Source organism: Paenibacillus lemnae, from assembly GCF_012933385.1.
In the GTDB taxonomy this organism is placed as follows: domain Bacteria; phylum Bacillota; class Bacilli; order Paenibacillales; family Paenibacillaceae; genus Paenibacillus_AQ; species Paenibacillus_AQ lemnae.
In genome coordinates this window covers 105,033-120,198 of record NZ_JABBPN010000008.1, presented here as the reverse complement: position 1 = coordinate 120,198, position 15,166 = coordinate 105,033, and the positions used below count along the sequence as shown (strand labels likewise).

The following is a 15,166-nucleotide window of genomic DNA, read 5'->3' as shown; positions in this document are numbered from 1 at the left end:
ACATTCTTTTGTCGAAATTAACCGGGCAATCCCGACTTTTGGCGTCTCCTGCGCTTTCCCGAGAAATAATTATGTTATGTACAAAAAAGCTGTCCCGGTATTCTTTCACCGGAACAGCTATGTTTAAGCCAATATATCTTAATCCTCGCCTGGTTCCTGCACATGCTCTTCCATGTATTCAGCCACTAACCGTTGTTTCATGTCCCAAACCTGTTCACTCAGGTTAATCCGATAAATTTCGGGGTTTAGCTTACGTAAATATTCCGGCCAGAACTGTCCTAACTGCTCATTGTGATACTCGCGAATGTCCTGCAGTTCAGGAAGGTCATACACCTGTTTGCCATCTACAAATATAGGTGTGAGCATTTTAATGGCATCAAAATCACGGACATTTTTACGCATATACGGATGCAGCGGGTTAAATAGCTTCAATTTTCCGCCTTCTGGAGGCATGCTTTCCTCCGGAAAGCATATATAATCCGCAATAGCCTTGCCGCTTCCCTTGGAAATAATGCGGTATACTTCCTTTTTGCCTGGCGTAGACACCTTCTCCGGATTTGCAGAGATCTTGATCGTTGGCTTCATTTCGCCATCTACCTGACGTTCCACCAGTTTATAGACACCGCCTAAAGCTGGCTGATCTGCTGCTGTAATGAGCTGTGTACCGACACCCCACGTGTCAATCTTCGCTCCCTGAGCCTTTAAATCAAGAATGGTGTTTTCATCCAGATCATTTGATGCAACAATCTTCACATAAGAGAGACCCGCTTCATCCAGCATTTTACGAGCCTGTATGGAGAGGTAGGCGAGATCCCCGCTGTCCAGCCGGATTGCATTCATCTTCTTGCCTTGCGCTTCCAGATTCTTCGCTGTGCGGATCGCATTCGGCACGCCGCTGGCAAGAGTATCATAGGTATCGACCAGCAAGGTGACTTGGTCAGGCATGACTTTTGCAAAAATATCAAATGCCTCCTGCTCATTCCGGAACGTCTGGACCCAGGAATGGGCATGGGTGCCTTTCGTAGGAATTCCGAACTGTTCTCCTGCCAGCATATTGGAGGTTGCATGAAAGCCCGAGATGTAGGCAGCACGTGCTCCCCACACCGCCGCATCGGCCTCCTGCGCTCTTCTTGTTCCAAATTCCAGGAGTATATCATTACTTGCCACCTGACGAATTCGGGAGGCCTTGGTTGCAATCAGTGTCTGAAAATTCATAAAGTTCAGAATCGCCGTTTCTACCAGCTGGGTTTCGAAAATACGTCCTTCTACACGGATCAGCGGCTCATTTGCAAATACAAGGGCTCCTTCTTTCATGGCATGAATTGACCCCTGGAATGTAAACGTCCGCAGTTCCTCCAGAAAAGCAGCGTCATATGCTTCTTCCTGTTTGGCGAGATAAGCAATATCCTCCTCACTAAACCGAAGATCATTAATATAGTTAACAATTCGCTCCAAACCTGCAAATACCGCATACCCGTTTCCAAAAGGCAGCTTGCGAAAATAGGCTTCAAACACCGCCTTCGTCTGGTGGGAACCATTCATCCAATGTGCATACATCATATTGATCTGATATTTATCGGTGTGCAGCGCCAGTCCTGCCTTCATATGCAAGCTCCTCCTTCAGTCTTTCTCTTGAACCGAAACAACATCAGCTCCCAAACTGTTCTGAAAGTGAGATAATGCCCAGCGATGTCCCTCCGGATTAAAGCTCGCCACCGCATCCTCATAAACCTTAATAGAATATCCGAGGTTGTATGCATCTACTGCCGTATGGAGCACACAAATATCTGTGCACACACCGAGCAGGCTGATCTCTTTAATACCCCGTTCTCTCAGCTTCTGATCCAGATCTGTACCGCAAAAGGCACTATACCTCGTTTTATCCATCCAGTAAATCTGATCCTTGTGTGTATCGTAGGCATCAGCCAGTGCACCGTACAGATGCCTTCCTGCTGTACCCCGGATATTGTGGGGCGGAAACAGCTTTGCTTCCGGATGATATGGATCATCTTTTTCATGCAGATCTACGGCCATGACGACATAATCACCCTGCTCAGCATACCGTTTGGTAAGATCCGCCACAGTTTGCTCGATAGCTACAGCCTCTTGGCCTACAGGCAGGTTACCATCCACGAAATCGTTCGTAAAATCGATCACAATTAATGACTTCATCACCTAACACCCTCCTAATCACCAAAATAGGTTGTCACCACTTCCAGCTCGGCATGTCACGTATAAATAGAGAGCAGCGGCGCCTGATCTGTAAACCGGTACAGCTGCGCCGGACGCTGGGAGTATTGATTGGAATGCAGTGGTTTTCCACTCTGATCACGTGCTTCTTCCAGTATCCCTTTCCTGCTTCGGGTTGACGTGATTTTGCGAATAAAATTCGGTTCATTGAATTCCGGAACGACAGTCTGAATGACTTGGTACAGCTCGCTGAGTGTGAATTGATCCGGCAGAAACTGTTTGGCGATTGTCGTCTGAAGCATCTGCTGCTGAATCTTGCGATAAGCGTCCATGATGATCGTTCTGTGATCAAAAGCAAGCTCCAATTCTTCCAAGGCTTGCTGTACGGTAAACAAACCGACTTCCTCTGCATCATCTGCTGCCTGCCGATGTTCCAGCATCCACTCTTCGACCAACGCATAGAAAGCATTGCTAATGATCCAGCCTCTTGGGTCCCGACCAGGATCGCTGTAGACACCGAGATACTCCAGATGTCCGCCATCCACACCGGTTTCTTCCTTCAGTTCTCGCTTGGCCGCATCATAAATAGACTCACTCTCCTGGCAAAATCCGCCGGGCAGTGCCCACATCCCCGCGCAAGGCCAGGATTTCCGCCGAATCAGCATGACTTTTAATTCCCGGATAGGAAGGGTCTTGGTAACGGTCTTCCTCTCCCGCTTGGTCAGGGTAAACATTACAATGTCAGCGGGAACCCCATCCGGTGTACGATAACGTTTATTGCTTGGTTGAGAATGTTCTGCATTGTCCGTCATTAGATCACCATTATTTTTCGTTTTGATAATATCATTATGACATATTTAATAAACCTGTCAAGCCTTTCCTTAGCCCATCTTAAATCAGATTAGGTTTAGCGTACCCAGGAAAGATACACTTCATGAGATCATGACATAAAAAAGGTGCGGAACCAAAGTCCGCACCTTCTCTTATCCGCAGCTGCTTGGCGGAGTGTCTTTACCGGTTTCGACATTCACTTTTTGCGAAACGGTATCATGGATCACCGACATTACCAGCTGCAGCAGGTAGTTGATATCACTTTGACTCTGTTGAAATTCAACAACCAACGGTATGCTGTCGATCTGATCTTGAAGCTCATCGATCTCACCTTCAATTTTAGCAACCATATCCAGGTTTTTAAATGTTTCGAAGGCAACAATCTCTTTCTGCTTCTTCTTGATCGTTTTGATCAGCTGCTGCACATGCTCGTGATTGCGGATTTTTTCCTCAGCCTGCTGAAATGTTCTCACTTCATCACTGGTAGATATCAAATCTGCCAGCTCCTCGGCTTTTGCCATAATATCTTCACGTATAATCAAGTCCCGGGTATTGTAGGACGGCATTCCGTATTTGTTAACACGCTGCTCCTGTGTCACCATTCATCGCTCCAATTCTTCTCTATTGTGAATTCTTGCCTTACACCGCATCACTCGTTACGACGGGCTCGGGGATCATCTCACCTTTGATGTACCATGTCATAGGATCTGTAATGCGCACATGTACAAAGCTGCCGACCAGCTCTGGCGTTCCTTCAAAATGAACAAGCTTGTTGCTGCGGGTCCGGCCTGACAGCATGTGATCTTTATTCTTGCTGACGCCCTCTACAAGCACCTCAACAACGGCTCCCATCATCCGGTCATTACTCTTGCGGCTGTGTTCAACAATGGCATCATTCAGGGTCTGCAGGCGTTTCTTTTTCACATCCATCGGCACGTTGTCTTCCATAATCGCAGCTGGCGTTCCTTCACGAGGCGAGTAAATGAATGTATATGCGAAGTCAAAGCCAACTTCTCTCACCAGGGAAAGTGTTTCTTCAAACTGCTCGTCCGTTTCACCTGGAAAGCCGACAATGATGTCTGTCGTCAGAACAGCATCCGGAATAGCTTTCTTGATCTTGCCCACAAGCTCGAGATAAACCTCACGGGAATATTTCCGACTCATTTTTTTCAAAACCTGACTGCTTCCCGATTGAACCGGCAGATGAATATGTTCTACAAGATTCCCTTTCTTCGCCAGCACTTCGATCAATCGATCATCAAAGTCGCGCGGATGTGATGTAGTGAAGCGGACCCGCGGAATATCGATTTTTCGGATTTCGTCCATCAAATCACCAAAGCTGAATTGAATGTCGGTAAAATCCTTGCCGTAGGCATTGACATTCTGACCCAGGAGCGTAATTTCCTTAAAACCTTGGCGTGCCAGTTCCCTGACTTCAGCTATCACATCATCCGGTCTGCGGCTTCGTTCTTTCCCCCGTGTGTATGGTACGATACAATACGTACAGAACTTGTCACATCCGTACATGATGTTGACCCAGCCACGAAGCCCCTCCCTCTTCTTGGGAAGATTTTCGACGATGTCACCTTCCTTAGACCAGACCTCTACTACCATCTCCTTGCTGAAAAGTGCTTCCTGGATCAGATGGGGCAGTCGGTGGAGATTATGTGTACCAAATATCAAATCGATGAAGCCGTGCTTCTGAAGAATCCGTCTGACCACGCCTTCTTCCTGAGCCATGCATCCGCATACTCCCAGCAGCATATCCGGCTTTTCCACTTTCAGGTGTTTCAAATGGCCCAGCTCCCCAAACACCTTATCTTCTGCATTCTCGCGAATGGCACAAGTGTTCAGCAGAATAATGTCCGCTAACTTGCGGTCCTCTGTAGGGGTATAGCCCATTTGTTCTAGTAAACCTTTGATGGTTTCTGAATCATGTTCGTTCATCTGACAACCAAAGGTATATACCAGGTAATGCTTATCTTTACCCAGGGTCATGAACTCTTCCGATACCATTGTATCGTAAAGAACCTGAACGTCTTCTTTTCCGCGCTGTTTTTCCTGTCTATGATCAGGCTCCGACAGTATGTTGATTTCACGGCCGCGTATGCGAATTCTTTTGCCATTCTCGTCTTCTGACAGCAGCTTGGCATCCGAAAAATCAAAGTACTTGGAGTAATCCTTTGCATCTTTGGACATTGAAATTGGTCACTCCTTACGTCCGTTAAAAGTACGAATATATCATGAAATCCCTGTTCAGGGCATTGTCTCTGATTATATCATGATCTTCTTGTTCAGGCTACTGCCCATTCCTTTTCCGGATACAAAAAAACCGCCCGGCACCAGGGAAGCAGCAAGCTTCCCTGATTCGAGACGGTTATTGGTTGTTCATGAATCTCGAGGTTACTAGTCGATGATTTCTGCAGTATCTCCGGTTTTAGCACCGGCTGCATTCGCCTCATCGGTATCAATATGCATATCCAGCGCAAAGTCATCGGACACACGTGCAACGACGTTTTCCAATACCAGACCGCGTTCTCCGCCAAGGCGGACCTTCAGCAGGTCTTTGTCTTGAATATTCCACTTCTCTGCATCTGACGTATGGAAGTGAATGTGCCGTGCTGCGACAATGACTCCTTCTTCCACCGTAACTTCACCAGCCGGTCCTTTGATGGTAATGCCTGGGGTCCCCTCAATATTACCAGACTCACGAACCGGTGCTTTTACGCCGATGGCAAAAGAATCGGTACGGGAAATTTCCAGCTGTGTAGCTTTGCGGGCAGGTCCCAAAATTCTGACTTTATCGAATTGACCCTTGGTTCCGATCACTGCTACTGTTTCATTCGCAGCAAATTGTCCTGGCTGGGACAATGGCTTGAACTCTGTCAGTTGATAACCAGGTCCAAACAGCACCTCAATATGCTCCTGGGTTACATGAATATGGCGGGCGGATACACCCACAGGTACAGTTTTACTCATCTGTCTCACTCCTTGTTTTCTCTTTAAGCTGTACATGCCAACACCTATTATACTCTCTATTTACCCAAAAATAAAAAGGCAGGGCGGTATGTCCGCCCTGCCTTTGAAAAATGCTCTACTTAAATTCTGCAAGAAGTTGATCAAACTGCTCTTCACTTAGAGCCAAATCCTGCTCCGCCAGCGGTGTTTCACGGAATCCAGAAATCTGGTTCTCATAGCTTCTGCGGTTCTTGTCCTGATAAATCAGGCCTGTCAGAAGTCCTCCGGTTTCCATCAGCTTCGTCATCGCGTGAATACGGTTGGAAGGATCATATTCCGGGAAGGTATCCAGGTTCACAATATTTTCCTTAAACCATTCGTAAGTGTTCACTTTATTAAAGGTAACACAGGGGCTGAATACATTAATAATGGAGAAGCCTTCATGCTTGATGCCCTCTTCAATTAATGCTGTTAACTGCTTAATGTCGCTGGAAAAAGACTGGGCAACAAATGTCGCACCTGCCGACAGTGCCAGCTCAAGCGGCGAGAGCGTCGATTCGATCGAGCCTTTAGGTGTACTTTTGGTAACAAAACCCTCAGCACTTCTTGGTGAAGTCTGTCCCTTGGTCAGACCGTAGATCTGGTTGTCCATCACGACATATGTCATATTGATGTTTCTGCGAATCGCGTGAATGGTATGACCCATCCCGATGGCGAAACCGTCTCCGTCGCCGCCCGAAGCAATGACCGTCAGATCCCGGTTAGCCAGCTTGACGCCCTGAGCGATCGGAAGTGCCCGGCCATGAATGCCGTGAAGGCCATATGCATGAATATAACCGGAGATACGTCCAGAGCAGCCGATTCCCGAAATGACAGCCAGTTCCTCGGGAGTCAGTCCGCAGTTGGCCGCAGCGCGCTGGATCGCTGCCTGGATCGAGAAATCCCCGCAGCCCGGGCACCAGTTCGGCTTCACGTTGTTACGGAAATCTTTAAATGTTGCCATGATTAAACCAGCTCCTTGCTTAAGGTGCAAATATGCTTGCACTCGTTGTAAATGATGGAAGGCAGGAACGGATTCCCGTCATATTTCAAGACACTGCTAATCTTCTCAGCATGACCGACATGCAGTTTAAGCAGGCCTGCCAATTGGGCTGTGGCATTGTTCTCAACCACGATAACATGCCGCGCTTTTTCAACATATGGACGTACCTCATCCGCAGGAAACGGATGCAGCAAACGAATGGTCAAATGATTAGTTGTTAGTCCATCATTCTCCAGCAGTTCACGGGCTTGATCAATCGTTCCACCTGTTGATCCCATACCGATAATCAGCACATCAGGTGTTTCGTAGAGGGCTTGGGCCAGGATCGGATCTCTTACAACCAATGAGTCCAGTTTACCGAGCCGCTTATCCATCATCTTCTTGCGGTTTTCAGCAGATTCAGACGGACGGCCAGTTTCATCATGCTCTACGCCGGTCACGTGATGAATGCCGTTCTTTTGACCTGGCAGAACGCGTGGTGATACACCGTTCTCAGTAAATGCATAACGCGGAAACAGCGCTTTATCTTCACGTTCCGGAGCTTCCTGCACGAGACTTCCCCGGTCAATGACGATCCGGTTGAAATCCAGCGGCTCACAGGACTGCTTGCCCAGTGAAAGCTGCAGGTCCGTCACCAGTATAACAGGCACTTGATATTTCTCTGACAAGTTAAAAGCTTCGATCGTATCATAGAAACATTCCTCAATGGAACTTGGTGCAAGAATGATCTTCGGTATTTCACCATGAGTTCCGTGAATCATGGCATTAATATCACTCTGCTCCTGCTTGGTAGGCAAGCCTGTACTTGGTCCGCCGCGCTGTGTATCCACGATCACCACAGGCGTCTCCGTCATACCTGCCAGTCCAATCCCTTCCATCATCAATGAAAGTCCTGGCCCAGCAGATGCTGTCATCGTACGAACACCCGCATAGTTGGATCCGATAGCCATTGTAACTGCTGCAATTTCATCTTCGGTCTGAACCACAGTGCCTCCGAATTTAGGAAGCTGCTTGATCAAGTATTCCATAATTTCAGATGCCGGCGTTATTGGATACGCACTCATCAGACGGCATCCTGCAGCCACAGCACCGAGACCTATAGCGTCGTTTCCGATCATAAACAGCTTTTGTTTGCCATCTGCCGGGAGAAGCTTGAAGTCGTCCAGCGGACCGCCTGCAAGCTCCAGCACATAGTCTGCACCCCGTTTTACCGCTTCCACGTTCTTCTCTACGACAGCAGGCCCTTTGCGCCCGAATTCCTCTTCCACAGCACGATTAAATACATCCAGTGGAAGTCCGAGCAGCGCCCAGGAGGCTCCCGAAGCCACCATATTCTTCATCAGCGATGTGCCCAATTCCTCGGCAATGGCTGTAATCGGCACAGAGAACAAGCGAATATCACAATCTTCAGGGACTGTAGGAGTGAACTTCGTATCGGCAACAACGACGCCGCCAGGACGCAGTTCATGTGCATTCAAGTCGATACTTTCCTGGTCAAAAGCGACCAGAATATCTAAATCATCCGAAATGGAACGGATCGGATCAATACTGATTCTGATTTTGTTGTTGGTATGTCCGCCTTTTATTCTTGAAGAAAAATGACGATACCCGTAAAGATAGTAACCCAGACGGTTAAGAGCTGTTGAAAAAATACGGTCTGTACTTTCCACACCCTCACCCTGCTGGCCCCCGATTTTCCACGATAACTGGTTGATCAAAAAACTCCACTCCTTTTTCACTTCATGCATCCTTACTAGCCGGCAGTAATAGTTAATCTTGTTACATTATAAGTTCAGAAACGTCAAACGACCATGATTTTTTTAATTACGATAAAGTTTATCGGTTTAATAGTGAAATGGCAAGAAATATTTTCTGATTATAATGAAATTAAAAGTTACCATTCTGTATGGCTGCGATGGCAAGTGTTCTTACGACCGCTGTTGTCCCCAAAATGCTTGGGATTATTATATGTGCTTACATATCCTCAGAGGAGGGTCTCTGGGGGAGATGTTTTTCCAAAAAAGCCAGCGCGTTGCCCGACGTCCAGCCGCGAACCAGGTATTCCGGATAATGCTTAAGGAGAAGCTCAATCAGCCTGGGATAGCAGCCCGGACTTTCCAGACCCTCTACCCATTGATCAATTCCGTCGAAGTCAGAACCAAACATCAAATGATGTTCGCCGCCAAGGGAACAGATTTTTTCAATATGAGGCAGCAGATCTTCCGGCTTAACCGGTCTGGTATTTTGACGAATGAACCAGGGGACAAACGTTAAGCCGATTAAACCGTCCAAGGCAGCAATAGCCCGGATCTGCTCATCAGACAAGTTCCTTGGGTGCGGACAGACCGAATAAGCATTAGAGTGAGATGCTATAAACGGCCGCTCAGTAATCTCCGCCAGTTCCCAGAAACCGGAGGGCGACAGATGGGATACATCGAGAATGATCCCCAGCCGCTGGCTGAGCTCCACAAACTGCCTGCCCTTGTCTGTAAGACCAGCTCCGCGCTTTTCCATAACACCATCAGCCGCCCAATTTGCATGGTTCCAGGTCAAACCCATAAAACGCACGCCCAGATCATAGCACAACTGAACATAAAACAGATTACCTTCCAGCCCGTCCAGTCCTTCCAGCGATAACATGCCCCATCGTTTGCCGCCACTTGTAATCTGCTCAACCTGATCACGCCATTTCAGCCACGCTATATCTCCAGACCCCACCAGACGTTTTCGGAATACATCCAATTGGGCCATCACTCTCTCAAACTGAGGTTTTCCCTTGTTCTCGGATAAAAACACAGCGAACACCTGCAGCGCAATATTCCCCTGGTTCATGGATTGCAGTGTCACGTCCAGCTGCGCACCGGATCCATCCTCAAAAAGGGCAGCTGGTTTCTCTACCAGCTTGCTCAGAGCATCACAGTGGAAATCAACAACCTTCATCCTTACAGCCCCTCTCCTGTTCACAGCAAAAAGCCTGTTTACTGGTGTATCGTAAACAGGCTCATCCTCTCAACATTCCAACATTATCTAGGTTCGACGATCAACTTAATCGCTGTCCGGTCTTCTCCATCAATCACAATATCCGTAAAAGCAGGGATGCATATCAAGTCAACCCCGCTGGGTGCTACAAATCCCCGGGCGATGGCTACCGCTTTAATCGCTTGATTCAGTGCTCCTGCTCCAATCGCTTGAAGTTCGGCTCCTCCGCGTTCACGGAGAACGCCGGCGAGTGCACCTGCAACTGAGTTTGGATTGGATTTTGCTGAAACTTTTAATACTTCCATGGTAAGTACCTCCCCTGGGAATGTTGAGTGATGCTTTGCCTTCATTTACTAGATGTTATTCGTGTGTGGGGAAAAGATTCCTTCTTTTTAACAGCTGGTGTCCTTAAATACTCTTTAACCGCTTTGGGAACTTTTAATCCATCTGCCACTCATCTTCGTATCTGCGAATTTTTTCAATTTTTTTCGCTATGCCGGTATCATCGTCCAGCTGGACAAATACAGCATGGAAATGCCATTTTCCTTCATCGACCTGAAACCTGGCGGGGAGCTGAGTTTTAAATTTATAGAGCACGCTGTCCCGCTGCATGCCAAGAATGCCTTCCTTGGAACCAACCATGCCGGTATCTGTAAGATAAGCGGTTCCTTCCGGCAAAATGGTATCATCATTGCTCTGCACATGGGTATGGGTCCCTACAACGATGGAAGCTCGTCCATCCATATGCCACCCCATTGCGATTTTCTCGGATGTAGCTTCAGCATGAAAATCAACCAGGATATGCTTGTGCTTCTTTCGCAGTCCATCTACAATTTCATCGGCAGCGCGAAACGGACAATCAATGGCTGGCAGGAAAGTCCGGCCCTGGAGGTTGACGATTGCCAGCTCTTTCCCATTGGCCTTGATGACGGTGTGTCCGCGTCCCGGTGTTCCTGGCGGAAAATTGGCGGGACGAATCATACGCGGCTCGTCATCAATGAATTCAAAGATTTCACGATTGTCCCATGTGTGATTGCCCATTGTGATGCCATGCACACCCCAGTTGAAAAATTCGTTCGCAATGGCTGATGTAATCCCTCTGCCCGAGGCGGCATTTTCTCCATTAGCAATAATGATGTGCGGGTTATACTTACTTTTCAGGGCAGGCAGCACCGCCCGCAGCGCTTTCCGTCCTGTACTGCCGACAATATCGCCAATAAATATAATATTGATTCCAATCCACTCCTTCATCTTGATGAGCCCTTGCAGCGGCTTTTCGGTCACATGACCTGATTTAAATTTAAAAAAGTGGCCGATTCCTCGGCCACTTTAGAGAACATCTCTTTATTTGGCGTAATCCACTGCGCGTGTCTCACGAATAACGGTGACCTTGATGTGACCTGGATAATCCAGTTCATTCTCGATCTTCTTCGTGATATCACGTGCCAGGCGGAATGCCTCTGCATCATCGATCTTCTCTGGCTGTACCATAACCCGGACTTCACGACCCGCTTGAATGGCATACGACTTCTCTACACCCTCAAACGATTCCGTGATGCCTTCCAGCTTCTCAAGACGCTTGATATAGGTTTCCAGCGTCTCTCTTCTTGCGCCCGGTCTCGCAGCCGACAGTGCGTCTGCAGCACCGACAAGCATAGCGATGACTGAAGTAGCTTCACAGTCGCCGTGATGGGATGCAATACTGTTAATAACGACCGGATGTTCCTTGTACTTCTTCGCCAGCTCCACGCCGATTTCAACATGGGAGCCTTCCACTTCATGATCCAGCGCTTTACCGATGTCATGCAGCAGACCTGCACGTTTCGCCAGGGTGATGTCTTCACCCAACTCTCCGGCCATCAGACCGGTCAGATAAGCGACTTCCATGGAATGCTTCAGTACGTTCTGGCCATAGCTGGTACGGAACTTCAAACGGCCCAGAATTTTGATCAGATCAGGATGCAATCCGTGAACTCCAACCTCAAATGTGGCTTGTTCCCCGTATTCACGGATCCGTTCGTCCACTTCCTTACGAGATTTTTCCACCATCTCTTCAATCCGAGCCGGATGAATTCGTCCGTCTGCCACCAGTTTCTCCAGTGCAGTACGGGCAATTTCACGGCGTATCGGATCAAATCCCGACAGTATAACCGCTTCAGGTGTATCGTCAATGATGAGATCAATACCTGTAAGGGTTTCAAGAGCACGGATGTTACGGCCTTCACGTCCGATTATCCGGCCTTTCATTTCTTCATTCGGCAGAGTTACAACAGATACCGTCGTTTCTGCAACATGATCAGCGGCACAGCGCTGGATGGCCAGCGTAATAATTTCACGCGATTTCTTGTCGGCCTCTTCCTTTGCCTGCTGCTCGATTTCTTTAATCATCTGTGCAGTTTCATGGCGTACTTCCTGTTCCACATTGCTCAAAATAATACTTCTTGCATCTTCCATAGACAGATTGGAGATTCGCTCCAATTCCGTAACCTGGTTTTTGTAGATCACGTCGATCTGCTGTTGGGTTTCTTCAATGCGTTTCTCTTTGTTAGCCACTTGTTCTTCTTTACGTTCCAAAGATTCTAATTTTTTATCCAGCGATTCTTCCTTTTGCAACAATCTCCGTTCCTGCCGTTGAATTTCATTGCGGCGCTCACGGGTGTCTTTTTCAGCCTCGGCTCGAATTCTGTGAACTTCGTCTTTTGCTTCGAGAACCGTTTCTTTTTTCAGTGCTTCCGCGTCTTTCTTCGCACTTTCTACGATTTGAACGGCGGCGTGTTCCGCACTGGAAATTTTAGCTTCAGCAAGGTTTTTGCGAATAAAATAACCGAACCCAAAGAATATAGCGGCTACAACGAGAACGATTATGACCCAGATCAAGATATCCGGCATCTGTTTCACCTCCTCGTTGGTTCCTCCAAGGCATTCCTTGGGAATGTACAGTTGTCATGTCACCTTACACATCAATCATTCATACATAAAATCTGCGGCAGACATGCCTGCCGTCCACGTTGTACACGGTCTGTCGTGTACAAATTCGCTAAAAAAAGAGCGAATTGCATTTCACTATGAATTGGTGAATGTGAATCTTTCATAAAAGCAGCTTTTTGGGAAGGAAAAAGGCATCTATGAATGAGAATGATTCACTATTTATTTTAGTATTTAAGAAAAGACATTGTCAAGGGAAAGCACTGGGTTATTGCCGGAGAGCATGGTTTTGAAACCTTGCCCTGCCAGTACTCACGTTGTTCACCCTAAATATCACATAAAAGGTTCATCTTCTTGAAAGGACTCATCCTGTTCGGTTTCTTGAATAAGGCGGTTAATTACCTTTCTGACCTGTTCACCTCGAAACCCTCTTCTCATCAGAAATGCACCAGTTTTCCGCTTGCGCTCCGCCGCATCGCCCTTACCTTGAAGCCATTTTTTACGGCCGATGGAGTAACAGCTCGCCAATTCATCTTCCTCATCGACCTCTTGTAAAGCCTCAGCGATAATTTCGCTGTCAATGCCTTTCTGACGCAGCTCCTGCCGGATCCACATCTTCCCTTTCTTCTGACCGGTAATCCGCTGCTGTGCCCATTGACGGGCATACCAGTCATCGTTTACCAATCCTTCTTCACTCAGACGATGAAGCGCCTTATTCACGGCTTCCCCCATCATCCCTTTCTGATGAAGGCGAGTTTGTATCTCCTTAGCGGTCCTTGGCTTCCGTTCTAAATATCTTAATGCCTCCACATAAGCCCGCTGCTGTTCATCAGCTGTAATGATTTCCTGCAATTCTTCCTTTCGGAATACCGATCCTTTGGTCATGCGGAATTTAATCATGACATCTTCATGTACAGTCATGTTGTACGGCCCGAAGGATATGCTGTACCGGTACTTGGGTTTTCGGAGAGCCTCTACGGCAGTGACCACCAGATCCTCTCCTTCGGGAAAATGGGAGATATCATAATCGCCGCCCGACTCATGGGATTCTTTGGAATAGTCCATTGAATGATTCACATGCACCCACCCTTTCAAAAAATAAAAGACCGCGCTGTGTTGAAATAACACGGCGCGGCCACTTAGACACCGCAAATGCAGCGGTATGTTATTCAGCTTTGAACAGTTCCTGTTCTTCCATGGCTTCCTTTTCCTTTTCGCTTTCGTCAGGAACAGGAACATTGGTGGACAGATTGCTGGCTTCACGGACCTTAGCCTCAATGATATCAGCAATTTCAGGATGTTCTTTCAGGAACATCTTCGCATTTTCCCGGCCTTGACCCAAACGGTCGCCCGAGAAGGAATACCAGGCACCGCTCTTGTCAACGATGTCCAGTTCTGTACCGATATCAATCAGACTTCCTTCTTTGGAGATGCCCTCACCGTACATAATATCAACCTCTGCCTGCTTGAACGGAGGAGCTACCTTGTTCTTAACTACTTTAACACGGGTACGGTTACCTACAACATCGTTACCCATCTTAATACTTTCGATCCGGCGAACATCCAGACGTACTGTGGAATAGAACTTCAGAGCACGTCCACCCGGCGTAGTTTCCGGGTTACCGAACATAACGCCGACCTTTTCACGAAGCTGGTTAATAAAGATCGCAATCGTCTTCGATTTACTGATCGCTCCAGAGAGCTTACGGAGAGCCTGTGACATCAAACGTGCCTGCAGACCCACATGTGAATCCCCCATGTCGCCTTCGATCTCGGCTTTTGGCACAAGAGCAGCAACAGAGTCGATAACGATAATGTCTACAGCGCCGCTGCGAACCAGTGCTTCTGCAATTTCCAGAGCCTGTTCACCCGTATCCGGCTGAGACAAGAGAAGTTCATCAATATTAACGCCCAGTTTGCTGGCATAAGATGGATCCAAAGCGTGCTCTGCATCGATGAAAGCAGCTTGTCCGCCAGTTTTCTGCACCTCTGCAATAGCATGCAGGGCAACCGTCGTTTTACCGGATGATTCCGGACCGTATACCTCTACGATTCGGCCTCTCGGGAGACCGCCTGTGCCTAAAGCTATATCCAATGCCAAGGAGCCGCTTGGCACGATTTCTACTTGCATATGAGTCGACTCACCAAGTTTCATGACGGAGCCTTTACCGAACTGTTTCTCTATCTGGCGAAGCGCCATTTCCAGCGCAGCACGACGATCTGACAATTCATCCACAACCC

At 47.8% G+C, this 15,166-nt stretch carries 14 protein-coding genes; all 14 read right to left on the bottom strand.

The window, feature by feature from the left end; all coding sequences use genetic code 11:
- Positions 1–138: 138 nt before the first annotated feature.
- Complete coding sequence (locus tag HII30_RS10765) at positions 139–1,605, bottom strand: nicotinate phosphoribosyltransferase (protein WP_169505032.1); 1,467 nt, start codon at positions 1,603–1,605, stop codon at positions 139–141.
- A 15-nt stretch (positions 1,606–1,620) separates the two neighbouring features.
- Positions 1,621–2,172, bottom strand: coding sequence for a cysteine hydrolase family protein (locus HII30_RS10760; protein WP_169505031.1), 552 nt, complete (start codon positions 2,170–2,172; stop codon positions 1,621–1,623).
- Between the two features lie 56 nt (positions 2,173–2,228).
- On the bottom strand, positions 2,229–3,002 hold the full coding sequence (locus tag HII30_RS10755; protein ID WP_169505030.1) for an NUDIX hydrolase: 774 nt from the start codon (positions 3,000–3,002) through the stop codon (positions 2,229–2,231).
- A 171-nt stretch (positions 3,003–3,173) separates the two neighbouring features.
- Complete coding sequence (locus HII30_RS10750) at positions 3,174–3,623, bottom strand: YlbF/YmcA family competence regulator (protein WP_169505029.1); 450 nt, start codon at positions 3,621–3,623, stop codon at positions 3,174–3,176.
- A 37-nt stretch (positions 3,624–3,660) separates the two neighbouring features.
- Positions 3,661–5,220, bottom strand: coding sequence for a tRNA (N6-isopentenyl adenosine(37)-C2)-methylthiotransferase MiaB (gene miaB, locus HII30_RS10745; RefSeq protein ID WP_169505028.1), 1,560 nt, complete (start codon positions 5,218–5,220; stop codon positions 3,661–3,663).
- A 207-nt stretch (positions 5,221–5,427) separates the two neighbouring features.
- Entirely contained in the window at positions 5,428–6,000 is a 573-nt protein-coding gene (pduL, locus tag HII30_RS10740) for a phosphate propanoyltransferase (RefSeq protein ID WP_169505027.1), read from the bottom strand.
- A gap of 115 nt (positions 6,001–6,115) precedes the next feature.
- Positions 6,116–6,982 (bottom strand): 2-oxoacid:ferredoxin oxidoreductase subunit beta, encoded by an 867-nt coding sequence (locus HII30_RS10735; protein ID WP_169505026.1) that lies wholly within the window; start codon positions 6,980–6,982, stop codon positions 6,116–6,118.
- 2 nt (positions 6,983–6,984) lie between these two features.
- Positions 6,985–8,739, bottom strand: coding sequence for a 2-oxoacid:acceptor oxidoreductase subunit alpha (locus HII30_RS10730; RefSeq protein ID WP_169505025.1), 1,755 nt, complete (start codon positions 8,737–8,739; stop codon positions 6,985–6,987).
- Positions 8,740–8,995: 256 nt separating this feature from the next.
- On the bottom strand, positions 8,996–9,961 hold the full coding sequence (locus HII30_RS10725; protein WP_211184534.1) for a dipeptidase: 966 nt from the start codon (positions 9,959–9,961) through the stop codon (positions 8,996–8,998).
- 83 nt (positions 9,962–10,044) lie between these two features.
- Positions 10,045–10,305 carry a stage V sporulation protein S gene (locus HII30_RS10720; RefSeq protein WP_006211249.1) on the bottom strand — a complete coding sequence of 87 codons (261 nt, stop codon included), beginning with the start codon at positions 10,303–10,305 and terminating at the stop codon, positions 10,045–10,047.
- 133 nt (positions 10,306–10,438) lie between these two features.
- Positions 10,439–11,251 carry a TIGR00282 family metallophosphoesterase gene (locus HII30_RS10715; RefSeq protein ID WP_169505023.1) on the bottom strand — a complete coding sequence of 271 codons (813 nt, stop codon included), beginning with the start codon at positions 11,249–11,251 and terminating at the stop codon, positions 10,439–10,441.
- A 93-nt stretch (positions 11,252–11,344) separates the two neighbouring features.
- On the bottom strand, positions 11,345–12,889 hold the full coding sequence (gene rny, locus HII30_RS10710; RefSeq protein WP_169505022.1) for a ribonuclease Y: 1,545 nt from the start codon (positions 12,887–12,889) through the stop codon (positions 11,345–11,347).
- 369 nt (positions 12,890–13,258) lie between these two features.
- Positions 13,259–14,002, bottom strand: a complete 744-nt coding sequence (locus HII30_RS10705; RefSeq protein ID WP_425495991.1) for a regulatory protein RecX — start codon at positions 14,000–14,002, stop codon at positions 13,259–13,261.
- An 88-nt stretch (positions 14,003–14,090) separates the two neighbouring features.
- Positions 14,091–15,152 carry a recombinase RecA gene (gene recA / locus HII30_RS10700; RefSeq protein ID WP_169505092.1) on the bottom strand — a complete coding sequence of 354 codons (1,062 nt, stop codon included), beginning with the start codon at positions 15,150–15,152 and terminating at the stop codon, positions 14,091–14,093.
- Positions 15,153–15,166: the final 14 nt, after the last annotated feature.

Coding starts and splice junctions, on each gene's coding strand:
- HII30_RS10765 (WP_169505032.1), bottom strand. CDS start 1,605: ATGAAGGCAGGACTGGCGCTGCACACCGATAAATATCAGATCAATATG.
- HII30_RS10760 (WP_169505031.1), bottom strand. CDS start 2,172: ATGAAGTCATTAATTGTGATCGATTTTACGAACGATTTCGTGGATGGT.
- HII30_RS10755 (WP_169505030.1), bottom strand. CDS start 3,002: ATGACGGACAATGCAGAACATTCTCAACCAAGCAATAAACGTTATCGT.
- HII30_RS10750 (WP_169505029.1), bottom strand. CDS start 3,623: ATGGTGACACAGGAGCAGCGTGTTAACAAATACGGAATGCCGTCCTAC.
- miaB (WP_169505028.1), bottom strand. CDS start 5,220: ATGTCCAAAGATGCAAAGGATTACTCCAAGTACTTTGATTTTTCGGAT.
- pduL (WP_169505027.1), bottom strand. CDS start 6,000: ATGAGTAAAACTGTACCTGTGGGTGTATCCGCCCGCCATATTCATGTA.
- HII30_RS10735 (WP_169505026.1), bottom strand. CDS start 6,982: ATGGCAACATTTAAAGATTTCCGTAACAACGTGAAGCCGAACTGGTGC.
- HII30_RS10725 (WP_211184534.1), bottom strand. CDS start 9,961: ATGAAGGTTGTTGATTTCCACTGTGATGCTCTGAGCAAGCTGGTAGAG.
- HII30_RS10720 (WP_006211249.1), bottom strand. CDS start 10,305: ATGGAAGTATTAAAAGTTTCAGCAAAATCCAATCCAAACTCAGTTGCA.
- HII30_RS10715 (WP_169505023.1), bottom strand. CDS start 11,251: ATGAAGGAGTGGATTGGAATCAATATTATATTTATTGGCGATATTGTC.
- rny (WP_169505022.1), bottom strand. CDS start 12,889: ATGCCGGATATCTTGATCTGGGTCATAATCGTTCTCGTTGTAGCCGCT.